This window comes from Kutzneria sp. 744, from assembly GCF_000568255.1.
In the GTDB taxonomy this organism is placed as follows: domain Bacteria; phylum Actinomycetota; class Actinomycetes; order Mycobacteriales; family Pseudonocardiaceae; genus Kutzneria.
In genome coordinates this window covers 5,090,566-5,107,224 of sequence record NZ_KK037166.1, presented here as the reverse complement: position 1 = coordinate 5,107,224, position 16,659 = coordinate 5,090,566, and the positions used below count along the sequence as shown (strand labels likewise).

The window sequence follows — 16,659 nt, the reverse complement described above, 5'->3', positions numbered from 1 at the left end:
CTCCCTGTGGACAACTCAGCTGGCGGCGGCCTTCGCCGGCGCGGATGAGGTACTCTCCGCCGCCTTCGCGGCCGGCTTCGACTCCGCCTTGGTCTCGCTCTTGGTCTCGGACTTCGTCTCCGAGCTGCCGGCGGCGGCCGGCGAGGTGGCGGTCGAGCCGTTGCGGCTGTCGGTGCGGTAGAAGCCGCTGCCCTTGAACACCACGCCCACGGAGCCGAACAGCTTGCGCAGCTTGCCACCGCACTCGGGGCACTCGGACAGCGCGCTGTCGCTGAAGGACTGAACCGCGTCGAAGCGGTGTCCACATGCGGTGCACGCGTACTGGTAGGTCGGCACGGTTCCTCCGCGAGCAGTCAGTATTGGCACTCCTGTGCAGCGAGTGCCAAGACGATGATGCGACACGACGGCGTGACCATGCAAACAGCAAGGGGAATCGTCACAGTCGCACAAAACCACCCGATGGGGTGAGGACCGCCGTCATCAGCACGTCATGGGGCTCCGCCGGCAGGTGGTCCACGAACTCCTCCTCCCGGACGATCGCGATGCGCGGGGCGGTGACGCCGACCAGCGACCGGTCGTAGTGCCCGGCGCCGCGCCCCAGCCGCACGCCCCGCCGGTCCACCGCCAGCGCCGGGATCAGCACCGCGTCCGCGTTGGCGATCGCACCGGGCCCGAGCCGCAGCCCGGTGGGCTCACGCAGGCCGAACGGGCCGGGCACGAGGTAGTTGGCCCCGAAGTAGACGCCCCAGTCCAGCGGCTCCCTGCCCGTGACGATCGGCAGCAGCACCCGCCGCCCCGTCGCCCGCAGCGCGTCCAGCAACGCCACCGAGCCCGGCTCGGTGCCGACCGGCACGTAGGCGCACACCGTCGCGGCCGCCCAGCCCACCGCCGACATCGCCTCGGCAAGCGCTTGCGCCTCCGCCGCCCGTACGTCGCTTGACAACTCGGCACGGGCCTTGACCAGGCGTTTCCGCCATGAATCCTTTTCTGAGTCACGCCCCGCCGGTGTCACGGTCCCACCTCGCAGAGTGACGGATAGTCTTTTCGTCCATGAGCTCGCCAAGCGCCTTCCACACGGCCATCGTGCCCGCTGCCGGCCTGGGCACCCGCTTCCTGCCGACGACCAAGGCCGTCCCCAAGGAACTGCTGCCCGTGGTGGACACCCCCGGCATCGAGCTGGTGGCCACCGAGGCCGCGCAGGCGGGCGCCACCAAGCTGGTCATCGTCACGTCGCCGGGCAAGGACGCCGTCGCCAACTACTTCCGGCCGCAGCCCGAGCTGGAGCAGACGCTGGAGGCCCGCGGCAAGACCGAGCTGCTGGCCAAGGTGCAGCGGGCCACCAAGCTGCTGTCCGTCGAGACCGCGATCCAGGACAAGCCGCTCGGCCTCGGCCACGCCATCGGCTGCGCCGAGGGCAACCTCGACGGCTCCGACGAGGCCGTCGCCGTGCTGCTGCCCGACGACCTGGTGCTGCCGACCGGCGTGCTGACCAAGATGTCCGAGGTCCGGGCCAAGCTGGGCGGCACCGTGCTGTGCGCGTTCGACATCCCCCGCGAGGAGATCTCCGCCTACGGCGTGTTCGACGTGCGCGACACCGGCGACGACGACGTCAAGCAGGTCGTCGGAATGGTGGAGAAGCCCCAGGCGCAGGACGCCCCGTCCACCTTCGCCGCGGCCGGCCGCTACCTGCTCGACCGGGCGATTTTCGACGCCATCAAGCGCATCACCCCGGGCGCGGGCGGCGAGTTGCAGATCACCGACGCGATCGCGATGCTGATCAACGAAGGTCACCCCGTGCACGTCGTGGTCCACCGCGGCGGCCGGCACGACCTGGGAAACCCGGGTGGTTTCCTGCGTGCCGCGGTGGACTTCGCCCTCGACCACCCGGAGTATGGCGCTGACCTGCGCTCCTGGCTGGAGGGTCGAATCGGGAAGGCTTGAGCGAACCACGATGAGGTCAGTAGACGAGCAGCTCACCCGGGTACTCGGGGCCGCGGTCCGGCCCTCGCCCGTTCGGGTGGCGATCTCCGAGGCGCAGGGCCTGCTGTGCGCCGAGGAGGTCGTGGCCGAACGCGCCCTGCCCGGCTTCGACCAGGCCGCGGTCGACGGCTACGCGGTGCGCAGCGTCGACGTGCAGCCGGCCAACGACAACCCGGTCACGCTGCCGGTGGTCGGGGAGATCCCCGCGGGATCCCGCCAGCCCCGCCGGCTGCAGCCCGGGCAGGCCGTCCGGGTCGCCACCGGGGCGCCGCTGCCGACACTGGCCGACGCCGTGGTTCCGCTCGGCTACACCGACGGCCACCCGGCCAAGGTGACCGTGACCATGTCGGTGCCGTCGGCGGCCTTCGTCCGGCGCACCGGCGAGGACGTGCAGACCGGCGACGTCGCCGTGCGCAGCGGCACCACCATCGGCTCCGCCCAGGTCGGCCTGCTGGCCGCCGTGGGCCGGGACAAGGTGCTGGTGCACCCCAAGCCGCGGGTGTCGATCATCTGCGTCGGCGACGAGCTGGTCGACGTCGACCGCACGCCCGGCCCCGGCCAGGTCTACGACGTCAACTCCTACGCGCTCGCCGCGGCCGCGCGGGACGCCGGCGCCGAGGTGTCGCGGGTCGGCATCGTGCCCGGCGACCCGCGACGGCTGCGCGAGATCGCCGAAGGACGGCTGCTGCTGTCCGAGATCGTCGTGATCGCCGGCGGGGTCGGCGGCAGCACCGGCGACGAGGTGCGGGCCGCCCTGGCCGACCTCGGCGACCTCGACACCACCCGGGTCGCCATGCACCCCGGCTCCGCGCAGGGCTTCGGCCGGCTCGGACCCGACTCCGTGCCGACCTTCCTGCTGCCCAGCAACCCGATGAGCGCCCTGGTGGTGTTCGAGGTGTTCGTCCGGCCGCTGATCCGCACCGCGCTCGGCAAGGCCAACCCGTACCGGCGGATGGTGTCCGCGCGGCTGCTGTCGCCGCTGACGTCCACCAAGGGCCGCCGGGGCTTCCTGCGCGGGCAGCTGCTGCGCGACAGCAACAACGACGACTTCCTGCTGCAACCGCTGGGCACGTCCGGCTCGCACCTGCTGGCGTCGCTCGCCGAGGCCAACTGCCTGGCCGTCGTCGACGAGGACGTCACCGACGTCGGCGTCGGGGAGGAGATCCAGGTGTGCTTCCTCGCCCAGCGTGGGTGAGCCCATGGAGATCGCCGAATTCGGCGGCGGTCGGCACCCGGGCTGGCCGGTGCGCCTAGGTCCGCTGGCCGTCCCGGCCGGCGTCGTCGAGCTGCGGCCGCCCCGCCTGTTCGACGCCAGCACCTGGTCCCGCATCCGCATCCGCGAGCGCTCGTACCTGGAGAACTGGGAGCCCACCGCGCCCGGCAGCTGGGAGGAGCGCAACGGCGTGCTGGCCTGGCCCAGCCAGTGGTCCGCGCTGCGCGGCCTGGCCCGACGGGGGCAGACTCTGCCGTTCATGATCCTGGTTGACGGCGTGCTGGCCGGGCAGGTCACCGTCGGCAACGTGCTGCGGGGCTCGCTGCGGTCGGCATGGGTCGGCTACTGGGTCGACAGCGAGGTCACCGGCGGCGGTGTCGCCACGGCCGCCACCGCGCTCGTCGTCGACCACTGCTTCCGGCACGCCGCCCTGCATCGCATCGAGGCCACCGTGCGTCCCGAGAACACCCCCAGCGTCCGGGTCCTGACCAAGCTCGGGTTCCGCGAGGAAGGGCTGTTCCGCCGCTATCTGGACGTGGCCGGCGGCTGGCGGGACCACATCTGCTTCGCCCTGACGGCCGAAGAGGTCACGGACGGCCTGGTAGACCGTTTGGTCGCGGCCGGACGCGCCCAGCGCGCGTAATCGAGTTCCCCCGAACGTGCGCTTTTCGCCACACTTGCGGAACCGTGTATCCCCGGCGCGCCTCGGAGACACGTGTGACTGTTGTGACTAACGTGGCGTCTGCGGACAGCGCACGCCCATCGAACTGACGGGGGAGGTGACGAACATGCCCAGCTCACTGATCATCGTCGCCCTGGTTGTCGCATGGCTCGTCGTCCTTGTCCCGATGATCGCGCGCAAGCGCGCGGAGGTGGCCAAGACCTCCGACTCGGCGATGGCCGCCCGCGTGCTGCACGGCGGCGCAGCCGAGGATGTTGAGGAGGAGATCGACATGAGCGTCGACGAGTCCGAGACAGCGATCACGGACGACGACTACCGCGACTACGAGGACACGCCGCGGGCCTACCGACCCGGCCGCGGCGGCTACGACCCCGAGGCCGCGGCCAGCACCGCGCGGGCCAAGTACGCCTTCCGGCAGCGCATGGTCCTGCTGCTGCTCGTGCTCTCCGTGCTCAGCGCCCTGTTCGCCGGGCTCGTCATGCCCATCGCCTGGTGGGGCCACGGCGGCGTCGACCTGCTGCTCGTCGGCTACCTGGCCTACCTTCGCCGCCAGGTCCGCATCGAGACCGAAGTCCGCGAACGCCGGCAGGCCCGCATCCGCGGCCGCGACGCCGACGAAGCCGAATTCGTCGAGACCGAATACGACGAGACCGAATACGTCGACGAGGACTACACCCCCGCCGACCCGGCCCCCGCGCCCGTCGCCGACCCCGTCGAACCCGCCCTGTCCGAGTACGAGGAAGCGCCGCGCTCCACCCCCGCCCGGGCTCCCTACCGCCCCGGACCGCTCCTCAACGGCACCACCCTCGTCGACATCGACGACGAGGACCCCGCCTTCGAAGACCTCGACCTGCCCCACCGTCGCGGCTACCGCCGAGCCGCCGGCTGAACCCGGGGGGGTGGCAAAACCACCCACCACCCTCCTGCTATAGTTCTTCCCGTACCGAGGCGGAAGCCGAAGTACGACGGGGCTGTAGCACAGTTGGTAGCGCGTCTCGTTCGCATCGAGAAGGTCAGGGGTTCGATTCCCCTCAGCTCCACTCGGGATCGAGGGGCCTGTGTCCGCAGAAAGCGCGGACGCAGGCCCCTCGTCTTTTGTTGTGGGGGACGACCCCCGCACCCCCGGGGTGGGAGGGCTTCGCCCCCCACGCCCCCCATAGGGGTTCTGTCGGACCGGTCTAAGTAGTTCGGCCTCTATCAGGGGGGCTAATCGGTGGTGCATTGATGGGGGTGTGGGGCTGGGGGGCAAGGATTTGTGCAAGAAGAGTGCAGGGTGGGGTGTGCATTGTGGGTTAGCGGTCCTGGGGGAAGTGGTGCTCGGGGGCCGTTGAGCAGGATCTCAATGCACACGGGAGGACAACAATGCGCAAAGCAGCCATCGTCGCGGCGGTCGGGGCCTCGGCGGCCATGATGCTGGGCGTCACGGGGGTCGCATCGGCCAGTGCGGTGTCGTGGCCGGGCGTCAACGGGGCCCTGTACGCGAGCAGCAACACGCTCTACGTCAAGGATGCGGCCTGCGACGACGACTCCGTCTACGCGCAGTGGCGGACCCAGGGCGGCGACACCCAGAAGATCAACAACACCAGTGGGTGCGGGGCGACGGTGAGCCGTGTTCTGCCCATGGGTGAGGGCACGGTCATCTTCTGGCGGGTGTGCGTCGACAAGTCCTGGCCGACCTCGGACAGCTGCTCGCCGTGGAAGTCGGAGAAGATCTGACCGCGGCACGAGTGCTGGACGGCCACGTGGTGATGGCCGGCTGAACACGACAACGAACCCCTCCGGGCGGCCCACAGGGCTGGCCGGAGGGGTTCGTTGTCGTGCGCCAAGGGAATCGACGCCGCTGTGAATGCGGGGGAGACGGGCGGAGGCCGTCCGAACAGGCACTGTGCGCGCGCCGACAATGGTGCGCGCACGAATGGATAGAGGGCTTGCAAAGTTTCTGCAATACACTGGTCAAAGGGCCTGCCGTGAGCAAGGGAGACGAGGCAAGGCGCGCCGGTGCTGTCGCGTGGAGGAGGTTGCCGTTCGTGTTGCGCCTGCTGGGGGAGGTGGCCGTCAAGGTCGACGGGCGGACGGTGGAACTGGGCCCGGCGAGGCAGCGGTGCATGCTGGCGGCCCTGGCGGTGGACGCCGGCCGGGTGGTGCCGACCGACCGCCTGGCGGAACGCGTCTGGGGCCCGGCCGCGCGGCCGCGGGGACGGGCGACGTTGCACAGCTACATCTCGCGGCTGCGACGGGCACTCGGCGGCGTGCACAACATGGCCATCGTGCGGCGGTCGAGCGGCTACGTCCTGACGACCGACCCGGCGGCGCCGGTGGTGGACCTGCACGAGTTCCGGGACCTGTGTGACCGCGCCCGGGGGGACGCCGACGACACACGGGCCGCGGAGCTGCTGACCCAGGCGCTGGACCTGTGGCGCGGGGAGGCGTTGACCGGCCTGGACGGCGAGTGGGTCGAAGCCGAACGCGCCCGATTGGCACGGGAAAGGCTGGCCGCGCAACACGATCTGGTCGATGCCCGTCTCCGCGCCGGGCAGGGCGAGGCCCTGGTGGTCGAACTGGCCGGGCGGGCCGAGGAACATCCGCTGGACGAGCGGGTGCAGAGCCAGTACATGCTCGCCCTGCACCGAGCCGGGCGGGCCGCCGACGCGCTGGAGTGCTACCGGCTGATCCGAGCCCGACTGGTCGAGGAACTGGGCACGGAACCCGGCGCCGCGCTCCAGGACGTGCACCGGCGAATCCTCGCTGACTGGCCCGACGACGTGCGGCCGAGCGCCGTCGGATGGGTGGCGCCGCGCCTGCCGCCCGCGTCGTTCGTCGACACGGGCGAGACCACGCGCCGCAACTGCCTTCCCCGCGATCTTCCCGATTTCATCGGGCGGGAAAGCGAACTCGCCCGCCTGGTGGCCGCCGCCGACGACCGGGCCACGGTCTACACGGTCGACGGGATGGCCGGCGTCGGCAAGACCGCGTTCGCGGTGCACACCGGCCACCTGCTGGCCGACCGGTTTCCGGACGGTGCGCTGTTCGTCGATCTCCAGGGCCACAGCGCGGGCAAGACGCCGCTGACCGCGGACGAGGCCCAGGACGTTCTGTTGGGACAGCTGGGAATCGTGGCGACCGGAGACGCCAGGGCGCAGTGGCGGGCCAAGACCGTGGCGCTGCGGCTCCTGGTCGTCTTCGACAACGCGGTGGACGAGACGCAGGTGGCCCCGCTGGTGCCGGCCGGTCCCAGCCTCGTGATCGTGACGAGTCGGGCCAGGCTGCCCGACCTCGCCGGGGCCCGCCCGCTGTCGCTGGCCGTCCTGCCGGACGAGGAGGCCACGGCGTTCTTCGCCCGCCTGGTCGGCGTGGATCGGGCGGCGGCCGAGCCCGCGGCCGTGGCGCACATCGTTCGCCTGTGCGCGGGTCTGCCGCTCGCGCTGCGGTTGTCCGGGGCCCGGCTCGCGCATCGCACCACCTGGCCCATCGCCCACCTGTCCGCGCAGCTCGCGGACGCCCGCTGGCGGCTGCCGAAACTGTTCGCCGACCGCGAGGTGGCGCTGGCGTTCCGGATGTCGCACGAGCACCTGCCCCCGGTCGACCAGCAGGTCTTCTACGCCCTGGCCCGGCATCCGGGCGCCGATGCCGACACCGCGGTCCTCGCGGCGATGACCGACCTGCCGCTCGGCGCGGCCGACGACGCCCTCCAGCGGCTGGTCGACGTCCACCTGGCCGAGGAACCCGTGCCCGGCCGCTACCGCCAGCACGACCTGCTCAGGCAGTACGCCCGCGGTCTGTCGGACGACCCTCGGATGACCGAGAAGATGCTCGACCACTATCTGACGGCCGTGACGGAGGCGGCTGAGCACCTCGAACAGGACGGGCCGTCGGCCGAGGCCGCTCGGGCCTGGCTGATGGCGGAGCGCGGCAACCTGTTGGCCGCGACGCGCTGTGCCGCGGCCGAGGGGCACAGCAACTACGCCTGGCAGCTGGCCATCTCCTTCTGGCACGTGCTGGGCCACCACCTCGCGGATGACGACCCGATCGAGCTGCTTGAGCACGGCCTGGCCGCGGCGCGGGAGACGGCCGAGGGCGGCGAGGGTCTGCTGAGCACCCTGCTGGCGCTGGCCCACTGGTCCGCCGGCCACACCTCGCGTGCCTTCGATCTGCTGACCGCATCGGCAAAACAGCGTGAGAACACCGAAACCCACGCGCACACGCTCGCCCTGCTCGGGTTGATGCACCTGCAACGTGGCGAGCACACTCAGGCGGCCCGCCATGCGCAGGCCGCGTTCGACGAGCTCGCCGAACTCGCGCGCCTTTCCCCGCTCGGCGTCGACGCCAAGATCATCACCTTTTGGACCCGTGGCGTCGTTCGCGACCTGAAAGGCGAGCACGAGTCGGCGCTGGCCTATCTGCGGACCGCCTACACCAGCTGCGAGGAACTGGGCCAACTCAGCCCGAACGACCACGTGCTCACCGCGCTGGCCCGTTGCCTTGTCGCGCTCGGCGCCACCGATGAGGCGCTTGTCCACCTCAACCAGGCCCTCGATCTGCGGCAGCGGATCGGTGACCAGGAAGGCGAAGCCGAGACGCTGATCCTCATCGGAACGGCCCAACTCGTATCGGGGAACGCCCCTGATGCTCTGGGATCACTGCACGCGGCGGTGGCCATTCTCGGCGAGGGCACCCGGCTCATGGCTCGCGCGCGGATCGAACTCGGACGAACTCTCGCCGCTCTCGGCCGCACTGCCGAGGCCGTTCGGGAATGCGATCTCGGCCTCTCCGCCGCGGTTCACGGCGGTCATCTCCATGAACAGGTCCAGGCGCATCACGAACTCGCCGAATTGCTCGCCGACGCTGACATGCGCAAGGCCGGTGAGCACCGATCGGCCGCGGTGGAAATCGGTGCCCGGCTCGATCTGGAACACCCGCAATCGCTACCGCATCTCCGTCCCGCCGGCTGGTGAATCAATCGCTCGCCGTGATGAATTCGGCGAATTCCGGGCTGCGGTCGCATCGGTGTCGAGCTTTTCGGCCTGTGGATCGGGGTGGATGCGTGTGGGGCGACGTCGACCGGCCGCGGCCGGTGGACGGGCGATCTTCGACGCCCACGGAGGGTGGTCGCGGAAGTGGATCACGGGGATGAGCACTGTGGGTGGCTTCATCAATATTGACTACGCCAAGCAGGTGACGTTGGCGGCGGTGTGGCCGGGCGTGGGGATTGTGTAGGTAGCGGTGAGCTGGGGCGATGCTCGTTGAATGATCAAGTGACCGCTCTGGGCGGTTACCGGCGGTGTCGACGAGACCCGTTGCATGAGGCGTTCCTAGGTCGATAGTGGAGGCATGGTCGAGCACGGAACGGAACCGGCGAGATGTGGATGGTTTTCATGTAAACTACCTGCGATTTGCTCCAGCAAGACCCGAATCTGATTCGCACACCGGGAGCAATCATGAAGCTGGGTGCCGACAAGCCCGCAGACTCCGTCCACTACCGGCGGGACCGCTCGCTCAACCCGATACTGCTGCCGTTCATGATCGTCTTTTTCCTGCTGACGGCGGTGGGGATCGCCGTGGTGATCACTGTCGCCGCGGTGGTGTACCTGCTGGCCGTGGCCGGGTCGGCGCTGGTGGGACTCGTGCGGCCGAAGCCCGAGGGCCTCAGCCGCGGGCAGACCGTGCGGGCGACGGTCGAGGTGATCAACAAGGTGGCGCTGAAGCCGCGCCGGGGCAAGCACGCCCGGCCCCGGCTGCTGCCGAGGTCGCTGGTGCCGTTCACTCGCTGAACGTGATCCACTCCACCACGCGCTCCGCCACGAAGTCCTCGTTCTCCTCGCACGTGCCGTCGATCTCCACCAGCACGTCATCGGCCTTGAGCCGCCGCGCGGCGGCGCGGGATGACTCCACGGGAACCCGGACGTCCTTGGTCCCGTGCACGATGAGTGTGGGCGGCAGGATCTCGCCGAACACGAAGCTGGGGCGCACCCAGAACGCCTCGTTCAGGAAGGCCCGGCCGTGCCGCACGCCGGGCCCGTGTTCCAGGTAGCCGACGTCGGCCAGCCGCGGTGACGCCAGGCGGCCGCCGGACCAGTTCGGATTCTGGTCGATGTAGTCGCCCTTGAAGTTCAGCTGAGGCGTCAGCAGCACCAGGCGGTCCAACTCCGTCGGGCGTCTCGCCGCGTAGAAAGCCGCTAGTCCACCGCTGAACCGGGTGCCGAGCAGCGACACCCGACGAGCGCCGGTCTCCGTCCGGACGTGCTCGACGGCGGCGCGAAGATCGTTCAAATGCTCCGTGAGGGTCCGTTCCTCCTGGCTGCCCCCGCTGGCCCCGTGCCCGCGGTGGTCAAACCGCAGCGTCGCCACGCCCTCGGCCGCCAATTCCTCGGCCAGCAGCGGAAAAAGGCCGTTCTCGTCCCGGTCGAGTCCCTCGCTGTGGGCCAGCACAACCGCCCGCCGAGGCTCGCCGGACGGTGGTGCGGTGATGGTCCCGGCCAGCCGGAGGCCGTCGAGCGACCGAAAGCTCCCCATCCACCGATGCTCCCATGGGGAGGCTGGTGCGGGGCGACCTTCGGCGGCCGGCAACCGAAGACGGCACCTACGGACCGGGATTCGTCGCACCTCCGCGCGGTGTCGACCGTGGCCGAGGGTGCGTTCGCGGGCATGGCGGTGCCCGCTCCGCCGCTAGACGACGCTGCCGTCGACCACGACGGTCGCCTGCTGATGGCCACGGGCGGAAAGGGCGTTGCCCAGGGCCACCAGCCGCGCGCCGAACTCCGCGTGCTGCTGGCGGCTGAAGGACCCGTCGAGCATGGCCAGCGTTATCCCAGGCACGGCGTCGTTGACGCTCATGAGCTCGGCGAGCAGTTCACGGTCCGCTCGAATCAACTGCGACCTCCCGTCCGACCACCCACGCGCCCTGGTCGAAGGTAGAGACGGCGGCGAGAACCGGAAGGTTGCGTTGGGGCAGTGGGGAATGGGGAAGGGCGTGGGTAATGGGACAGGGCCGGCGACGGGGCGTGGGACCGGAGCTGAGGCCGGCGGGGGGATTGGGGAAGGGTGGGGCGGGGCGCGGGGGAGGCCCGAGGGGTGGGGGAGGCCGGCGGCGAGGGTGGGAGAGGTGCGAGCGCAGGTGGGGCGGGTTGTTCGCAGGGAGAGCGCTCTCTGAGCGTGCTACAAATGCTGCATGAGCACCGATCAGGCGCCGCCGACGCTGGAGCATGTGGCGAAGGTGGCGGGGGTGTCGCGGGCGACGGTGTCCAGGGTGGTGAACGGCATCCGCAACGTGGACCCGGAGCTGCGCGAGGCGGTGGAGCGCGCGATCGAGCAGACCGGGTACGTGCCGAACCGGGCGGCCCGGTCGCTGGTGACGCGCAGGACGGGCGCGGTGGCGCTGGTGGTGTCGGAGCCGAACAAGCACACGGACGCGTTTCCGGGCGGGGTGTTCGCGGACCCGTTCTTCGGGCGGGTGGTCAGCGGCGTGCTGAGGGTGCTGGGCCCGATGGACGTGAGCCCGGTGCTGATGCTGGTGGACTCGGAGAAGGCCCGGGCGCAGCTAATGAACCGGCTGCGGCAGGACCGGTTCGACGGGGTCCTGCTGATCTCGATAGATCCCAGGGATCCGCTGCCGGGGCAGCTGACGGACGCGGAAGTGCCGACGGTGATGTTCGCCCGTCCGGTGCGGCCGACACCGATCAGCTACGTGGACGTGGCGCACGAGGACGGCGCCCGGCTGGCGGCGGAGCACCTGATGGCACGAGGCTGCAAGCAGGTGGCGACGATCAGCGGCCCGCTGGACACGCCGGCGGGGCAGGACCGGCTGGCCGGCTTCCGGTCGACGATGGCCCGGCACGGCCAGGCCTTCGTGCCCAGCGCGGAAGGCGACTTCACGCAGACGGGCGGGGAGCGGGCCACTGAGAAGCTGCTGGCCGAGCAGCGGTTCGACGGCCTGTTCGTCGCCAATGACCTGATGGCCATGGGTGCCCTCGACGTGCTGCGCAAGCACGGGAAACGCGTTCCCGAAGACGTCTCGGTGGTCGGCTTCGACGACAGCGGCGCGGCGTTGAGCAGCCGGCCGCAGCTGACCACGATCCGGCAGCCGGTGGAGGACATGGCGGCCGAGATGGCCCGCCTGGTGCTGGAGCGCATGGACGGCGAAGGCCAGCGGGTGACCTCGGTGATCTTCGAGCCGGTTCTGGTGGTCCGCGGCTCCTCCTGACCGACGCCGAACGCGGTCGACGCTGAGCGCCGCACTGGGAGAGCGCTCTCTTGACGGGCCTGTGAACCTCGGGTAAAACTGCGTACCAGTTCGGAGAGCGCTCTCCCGCCAGAGGGGCTACTCGGTCCGCTGCCACGACGTACCCCTGGAGAACCGATGAAGGCTCTCTCCTGTGCGCTGCTGCTCGTGCTCGGCCTGTGCGCACCGGTGCTCGTCCCGTCCACCGCCCACGCGGCGACAACGCTGCTGTCCCAAGGAAGACCGACAACGGCCTCGTCGACTGAGGGGGACGGCTACGCGGCCGCCAACGCGGTCGACGGCAACGCCGGCACACGCTGGGCCAGCGCCTGGAACGACGATCAGTGGCTCCAGGTCGACCTCGGCTCGTCCCAGGCGATCAGCCAGGTGACCCTGCAGTGGGAGGCGGCCTACGCGACCTCCTTCGAGATCCTGGTGTCGGACAACGCCACCACCGGCTGGCACGCCGTCTACTCGACGACCACGGGAACCGGCGGCCAGCAGACGGTGCCCGTGAGCGGCACCGGTCGCTACGTGCGGATGCACGGCATCAAGCGGGTCGGCGGCTACGGCTTCTCGCTGTGGGAGTTCCAGGTCTACGGCGGGGGCACGGACCAGCCGGGCGGCCCGCAGTGGAACCCGGTCTGGACCGACAACTTCCCCGGCGCGGCCGGTAGCGCGCCCAACGCCGGGAACTGGATCACTGCCAACGGCCCGAATCCGTCCAGCGGCGAGGTCGAGACGAACACACCGGCCAACGTCGCCCTCGACGGCAACGGCCACGTCAACCTGACCGCCCTGAACAACGGCGGCAACTGGACGTCCGGCCGCATCGAGTCGCAACGCACCGACTTCGCCGCGCCGGCCGGCGGCCAGCTGATGATCACAGCCTCCATCAAGCAGCCCAACGTGTCCAACGCGCTCGGCTACTGGCCGGCCTTCCGCGCCTACGGATCGGCCTACCGCGGCAATCTCGGGGCGTGGCCGGCGGTCGGCGAGGCCGACATCATGGAAGGCGTCAACGGCCGCGCGCAGTCGTCGGAAACCCTGCACTGCGGCACGGTCCCGGGCGGCAACTGCGGCGAGTACAACGGCATGACCAGCGGCCTCGGGACGTGTGGCGACTGCCAGACCGCGTACCACACCTACGCCGAGGTGATCGACCGGACGCTGAGCGACGAGCAGATCCGGTTCACCATCGACGGCCAACAGGTCTGGCAGGTCAGGGAAAGCCAGGTCGGGGTCAGCACCTGGCAGGCCGCCGTCGATCACGGGTTCTACCTCGTGTTCGACCTGGCGATCGGCGGCGGCTACCCGAACACGGTGTGCGACCGCAGTGATGATTCGCGGCGGCCAACGTCGCCCTCGACGGCAACGGCCACGTCAACCTGACCGCCCTGAACAACGGCGGCAACTGGACGTCCGGCCGCATCGAGTCGCAACGCACCGACTTCGCCGCGCCGGCCGGCGGCCAGCTGATGATCACAGCCTCCATCAAGCAGCCCAACGTGTCCAACGCGCTCGGCTACTGGCCGGCCTTCCGCGCCTACGGATCGGCCTACCGCGGCAATCTCGGGGCGTGGCCGGCGGTCGGCGAGGCCGACATCATGGAAGGCGTCAACGGCCGCGCGCAGTCGTCGGAAACCCTGCACTGCGGCACGGTCCCGGGCGGCAACTGCGGCGAGTACAACGGCATGACCAGCGGCCTCGGGACGTGTGGCGACTGCCAGACCGCGTACCACACCTACGCCGAGGTGATCGACCGGACGCTGAGCGACGAGCAGATCCGGTTCACCATCGACGGCCAACAGGTCTGGCAGGTCAGGGAAAGCCAGGTCGGGGTCAGCACCTGGCAGGCCGCCGTCGATCACGGGTTCTACCTCGTGTTCGACCTGGCGATCGGCGGCGGCTACCCGAACACGGTGTGCGGCTGCACGTCCCCGAGCCCTCAGACGTCGTCGGGCGGCGTGCTGAGCATCGGCTCCGTCGGCGTGTACACGAGCACCGGCGCCACCCCACCGCCGCTGACGACACCGCCGGTGCCGAACGGCGGCAGCGTGGTCAAGGTGACCGGCGGCCAGGGCAACTGGGGCCTGTCGGTGAACGGAAACCCCTACTACATCAAGGGAGTCACGTTCGGCCCGCAGAGCGCGACGGCCGACGCGCACATGCAGGATCTCAAGGAACTCGGCGTCAACACGGTCCGGACCTGGGGCACCGATGCCTCGAGTCAGCCGCTGCTGGATCGCGCTGCCGCCAACGGCATCAAGGTGATCAACGGGTTCTGGCTCAACCAGGGCACCGATTTCGTCAACGACACGGCGTACGAGGACAGCACCCTCAACGCGATCGTGCAGCAGGTCAACGCCTACAAGAACCATCCGGGCGTGCTGATGTGGGACGTCGGCAACGAGGTCCTGCTGACGTTGCAGAACACCTATTCCGGAACGCAGCTGGAGACGGAGCGCAACGCCTACGCCCGTTACGTCGAGCGGGTGGCGCAGGCGATCCACGCGGCCGACCCGAACCACCCGGTGACCTCGACCGACGCCTGGACCGGTGCTTGGCCGTACTACAAGGCCAACACGCCGTCGCTGGACCTGTACGCGGTCAACTCCTACGGCGCGGTCTGCAACGTCAAGCAGGACTGGATCAACGGCGGTTACACCAAGCCGTACATCGTCACCGAGTCCGGTGAGGCCGGCGAATGGGAGGTTCCCAACGACGCCAACGGGGTGCCGACCGAACCGTCCGACCAGCAGAAGGTCGCCGGCTACGCCAGCGCCTGGAACTGCATCCAGGGCCACACCGGCGTGTCGCTGGGCGCCACGTTGTTCAACTACGGCAACGAGAACGACTTCGGCGGTATCTGGTTCAACCTCGAACCGGGCGGCTGGAAGTTCCCGACCTACTATCAGGTCGCCCAGAGCTACGGCGGCACGCCGGCGACCCCGGCCGGCCCGGTGATCACGGGAATGTCCGTGCCGCAGACCGTCAGTGCCGGCAAGCAGTTCGCCGTCAGCGTCAACGTGACGGGGTCAGTGCGCTACAACCTCATGTACAGCAGCAAATACGTCGACAACAACACCATCCTGCGCTACGCCGACTTCACCCAGACCGGCGCGAACTCCTTCAACGTCACCGCGCCCAACCAGCTCGGCGTCTGGAAGGTGTACGTGTACGCCTACGACGGCCATGGCAACGTCGCCGTCGAGACGAAGTCGGTCAACGTGACGGTGCCGCCGGTCAACGGTGTCAACGTGGCGCGGGGCAAGCCGACGACCGCTTCCAGTTATCAGGCAACGGGAAACGGCGCGCCCTTCCCGCCGAGCAACGCCGTCGACGGCAACAACGGGACGCGGTGGGCCACCGACTGGAGCGACCCACAGTGGATCCAGGTCGACCTCGGCCAGACGACCGCGATCCACCACATCCAGCTGGTCTGGGAGTCCGCGTACGGCAAGGCGTACACGATCCAGGTGTCGCCGGACGGCACCTCGAACTGGACCACGATCCACGGCACCACCACGGGCGCTGGGGGCGTCGAGGACTTCGATGTGAGCGGCTCCGGCCGGTTCGTCCGGCTGACCGGCACCCAGCGCGGCACCACGTACGGCTATTCGCTGTTCGAGTTCGGCATCTACCAGTAGGGAGAAGCCCGTGTCCCGCAAGGCCCTGCTCCTCGCCGCGGCACTGGTGGTCGCGCTGGCGTCGGTCGCTCAGGCCGACGACGTCGTGACCCACCACGAGTTCCAGGCCGACTGCACGATCACCCACCACCAGCCGGACGATCCCATCGTCTTCCCGAACCAGCCGGGGGCGTCGCACGACCACACGTTCCTGGGCAACACCACGACCAACGCGGCGACCACCCTGAACTCGCTGCTGGCCGCCGGCACCGGGGCCACCACGTGCCTGGCGCCCGACGACCTGTCCGCGTACTGGTTCCCCACGCTGTACAACGGAAACCAGCCGATCCTGTCCACCTGGTCGCAGGTCGTCTACTACAAGTCCGGCATCCTGGACTACACCAAGGTCCAGCCCTTCCCGCAGGGGCTGAAGTTCGTGGTCGGCGACATGATGGCCACCCAGGACCAGTTCCAGCACGCGCCCGGCGCCATCGAGGGCTGGGAGTGCGGCGACAGCTTCCACAACTGGGACTTCCCGTCCTACTGCGTCGAGGGCACCCAGGCCAACATCCGTTACCAGGCCCCGAGTTGCTGGGACGGCGTGCACCTGGACTCGGCGGATCACAAGAGCCACATGGCCTATCCGGACCGGGTCACGCTGACCTGCCCGGCCGACCACCCGGTGCCGGTGCCGATGCTGGAGTTCAAGATCGCCTTCCCGGTCAGCGGCGACATGTCGCAGGTGCACCTGGCCAGCGGCCGCGGCTACTCCTGGCACTACGACTTCTTCAACGCCTGGGACCCGCCCACGCTGGCCGCGCTGGTCAAGCACTGCATCAACGGCGGCCTCCAGTGCGACTCGCGGGGCTTCGACCAGTACAAGCCCGACCGCGGCGCCGCCCTGGGCCCGGACTACCGCCTGCCCGGCCGCTAGTCAAGG

15 protein-coding genes and 1 tRNA gene are annotated in these 16,659 nt (G+C 69.9%); 12 read left to right on the top strand and 4 right to left on the bottom strand.

Features of this window, described 5'->3' with window-relative positions; all coding sequences use genetic code 11:
* Positions 1–15: 15 nt before the first annotated feature.
* Together KUTG_RS22790 and KUTG_RS22785 are read right to left on the bottom strand one after the other, a co-directional pair.
* Positions 16–336, bottom strand: a complete 321-nt coding sequence (locus KUTG_RS22790) for an FmdB family zinc ribbon protein (protein WP_043719393.1) — start codon at positions 334–336, stop codon at positions 16–18.
* A 100-nt stretch (positions 337–436) separates the two neighbouring features.
* Positions 437–1,012 carry a 5-formyltetrahydrofolate cyclo-ligase gene (locus KUTG_RS22785; RefSeq protein ID WP_043719391.1) on the bottom strand — a complete coding sequence of 192 codons (576 nt, stop codon included), beginning with the start codon at positions 1,010–1,012 and terminating at the stop codon, positions 437–439.
* Positions 1,013–1,050: 38 nt separating this feature from the next.
* Between KUTG_RS22785 and KUTG_RS22780 the strand changes: the two genes are divergently transcribed.
* The 8 genes from KUTG_RS22780 to KUTG_RS22745 all read left to right on the top strand — a co-directional run bounded on the left by KUTG_RS22780 (position 1,051) and on the right by KUTG_RS22745 (position 9,643).
* Positions 1,051–1,941, top strand: coding sequence for a UTP--glucose-1-phosphate uridylyltransferase (locus KUTG_RS22780; protein ID WP_043719389.1), 891 nt, complete (start codon positions 1,051–1,053; stop codon positions 1,939–1,941).
* Positions 1,942–1,951: 10 nt separating this feature from the next.
* Positions 1,952–3,175 (top strand): molybdotransferase-like divisome protein Glp, encoded by a 1,224-nt coding sequence (glp, locus tag KUTG_RS22775; RefSeq protein WP_052395269.1) that lies wholly within the window; start codon positions 1,952–1,954, stop codon positions 3,173–3,175.
* 4 nt (positions 3,176–3,179) lie between these two features.
* Positions 3,180–3,836 (top strand): GNAT family N-acetyltransferase, encoded by a 657-nt coding sequence (locus KUTG_RS22770; RefSeq protein WP_043719385.1) that lies wholly within the window; start codon positions 3,180–3,182, stop codon positions 3,834–3,836.
* 145 nt (positions 3,837–3,981) lie between these two features.
* Positions 3,982–4,764, top strand: coding sequence for a divisome protein SepX/GlpR (gene glpR, locus KUTG_RS22765; protein ID WP_043730305.1), 783 nt, complete (start codon positions 3,982–3,984; stop codon positions 4,762–4,764).
* Between the two features lie 78 nt (positions 4,765–4,842).
* Positions 4,843–4,915 (top strand) — tRNA-Ala (locus KUTG_RS22760).
* A 322-nt stretch (positions 4,916–5,237) separates the two neighbouring features.
* Positions 5,238–5,591 (top strand): hypothetical protein, encoded by a 354-nt coding sequence (locus KUTG_RS22755; RefSeq protein ID WP_043719383.1) that lies wholly within the window; start codon positions 5,238–5,240, stop codon positions 5,589–5,591.
* Between the two features lie 311 nt (positions 5,592–5,902).
* Complete coding sequence (locus KUTG_RS22750) at positions 5,903–8,827, top strand: AfsR/SARP family transcriptional regulator (RefSeq protein ID WP_157494711.1); 2,925 nt, start codon at positions 5,903–5,905, stop codon at positions 8,825–8,827.
* A gap of 483 nt (positions 8,828–9,310) precedes the next feature.
* Complete coding sequence (locus KUTG_RS22745; RefSeq protein ID WP_043719380.1) at positions 9,311–9,643, top strand: hypothetical protein; 333 nt, start codon at positions 9,311–9,313, stop codon at positions 9,641–9,643.
* On the opposite strand, the gene KUTG_RS22740 is transcribed toward KUTG_RS22745, so the two are convergent.
* Positions 9,633–10,385, bottom strand: a complete 753-nt coding sequence (locus KUTG_RS22740; RefSeq protein WP_052395262.1) for an alpha/beta hydrolase — start codon at positions 10,383–10,385, stop codon at positions 9,633–9,635. The two genes, KUTG_RS22745 and KUTG_RS22740, sit on opposite strands and share 11 nt — an antisense overlap.
* A gap of 153 nt (positions 10,386–10,538) precedes the next feature.
* A complete protein-coding gene (locus KUTG_RS22735; protein WP_043719379.1) occupies positions 10,539–10,742 on the bottom strand; it encodes a hypothetical protein in 204 nt (67 codons plus the stop codon).
* A gap of 298 nt (positions 10,743–11,040) precedes the next feature.
* On the opposite strand from KUTG_RS22735, the gene KUTG_RS22730 reads away from it, so the two are divergent.
* From KUTG_RS22730 to KUTG_RS22715, 4 genes are all read left to right on the top strand, one after another.
* Complete coding sequence (locus tag KUTG_RS22730) at positions 11,041–12,072, top strand: LacI family DNA-binding transcriptional regulator (RefSeq protein WP_043719376.1); 1,032 nt, start codon at positions 11,041–11,043, stop codon at positions 12,070–12,072.
* A gap of 156 nt (positions 12,073–12,228) precedes the next feature.
* Positions 12,229–13,482, top strand: coding sequence for a discoidin domain-containing protein (locus KUTG_RS53755; RefSeq protein ID WP_052395260.1), 1,254 nt, complete (start codon positions 12,229–12,231; stop codon positions 13,480–13,482).
* An 86-nt stretch (positions 13,483–13,568) separates the two neighbouring features.
* Entirely contained in the window at positions 13,569–15,740 is a 2,172-nt protein-coding gene (locus KUTG_RS22720) for a discoidin domain-containing protein (protein WP_232240899.1), read from the top strand.
* 10 nt (positions 15,741–15,750) lie between these two features.
* The gene (locus KUTG_RS22715) at positions 15,751–16,653 is read left to right on the top strand and encodes a DUF1996 domain-containing protein (RefSeq protein WP_052395255.1); all 903 of its coding nucleotides are present in this window, start codon (positions 15,751–15,753) and stop codon (positions 16,651–16,653) included.
* Positions 16,654–16,659: the final 6 nt, after the last annotated feature.

Bases quoted from the DNA above. Each gene is read 5' to 3' on its own strand.
- KUTG_RS22780 (WP_043719389.1), top strand. From the start codon at position 1,051: ATGAGCTCGCCAAGCGCCTTCCACACGGCCATCGTGCCCGCTGCCGGC.
- KUTG_RS22740 (WP_052395262.1), bottom strand. From the start codon at position 10,385: ATGGGGAGCTTTCGGTCGCTCGACGGCCTCCGGCTGGCCGGGACCATC.
- KUTG_RS53755 (WP_052395260.1), top strand. From the start codon at position 12,229: ATGAAGGCTCTCTCCTGTGCGCTGCTGCTCGTGCTCGGCCTGTGCGCA.
- glp (WP_052395269.1), top strand. From the start codon at position 1,952: ATGAGGTCAGTAGACGAGCAGCTCACCCGGGTACTCGGGGCCGCGGTC.
- KUTG_RS22770 (WP_043719385.1), top strand. From the start codon at position 3,180: ATGGAGATCGCCGAATTCGGCGGCGGTCGGCACCCGGGCTGGCCGGTG.
- glpR (WP_043730305.1), top strand. From the start codon at position 3,982: ATGCCCAGCTCACTGATCATCGTCGCCCTGGTTGTCGCATGGCTCGTC.
- KUTG_RS22730 (WP_043719376.1), top strand. From the start codon at position 11,041: ATGAGCACCGATCAGGCGCCGCCGACGCTGGAGCATGTGGCGAAGGTG.
- KUTG_RS22755 (WP_043719383.1), top strand. From the start codon at position 5,238: ATGCGCAAAGCAGCCATCGTCGCGGCGGTCGGGGCCTCGGCGGCCATG.
- KUTG_RS22745 (WP_043719380.1), top strand. From the start codon at position 9,311: ATGAAGCTGGGTGCCGACAAGCCCGCAGACTCCGTCCACTACCGGCGG.
- KUTG_RS22720 (WP_232240899.1), top strand. From the start codon at position 13,569: ATGATCACAGCCTCCATCAAGCAGCCCAACGTGTCCAACGCGCTCGGC.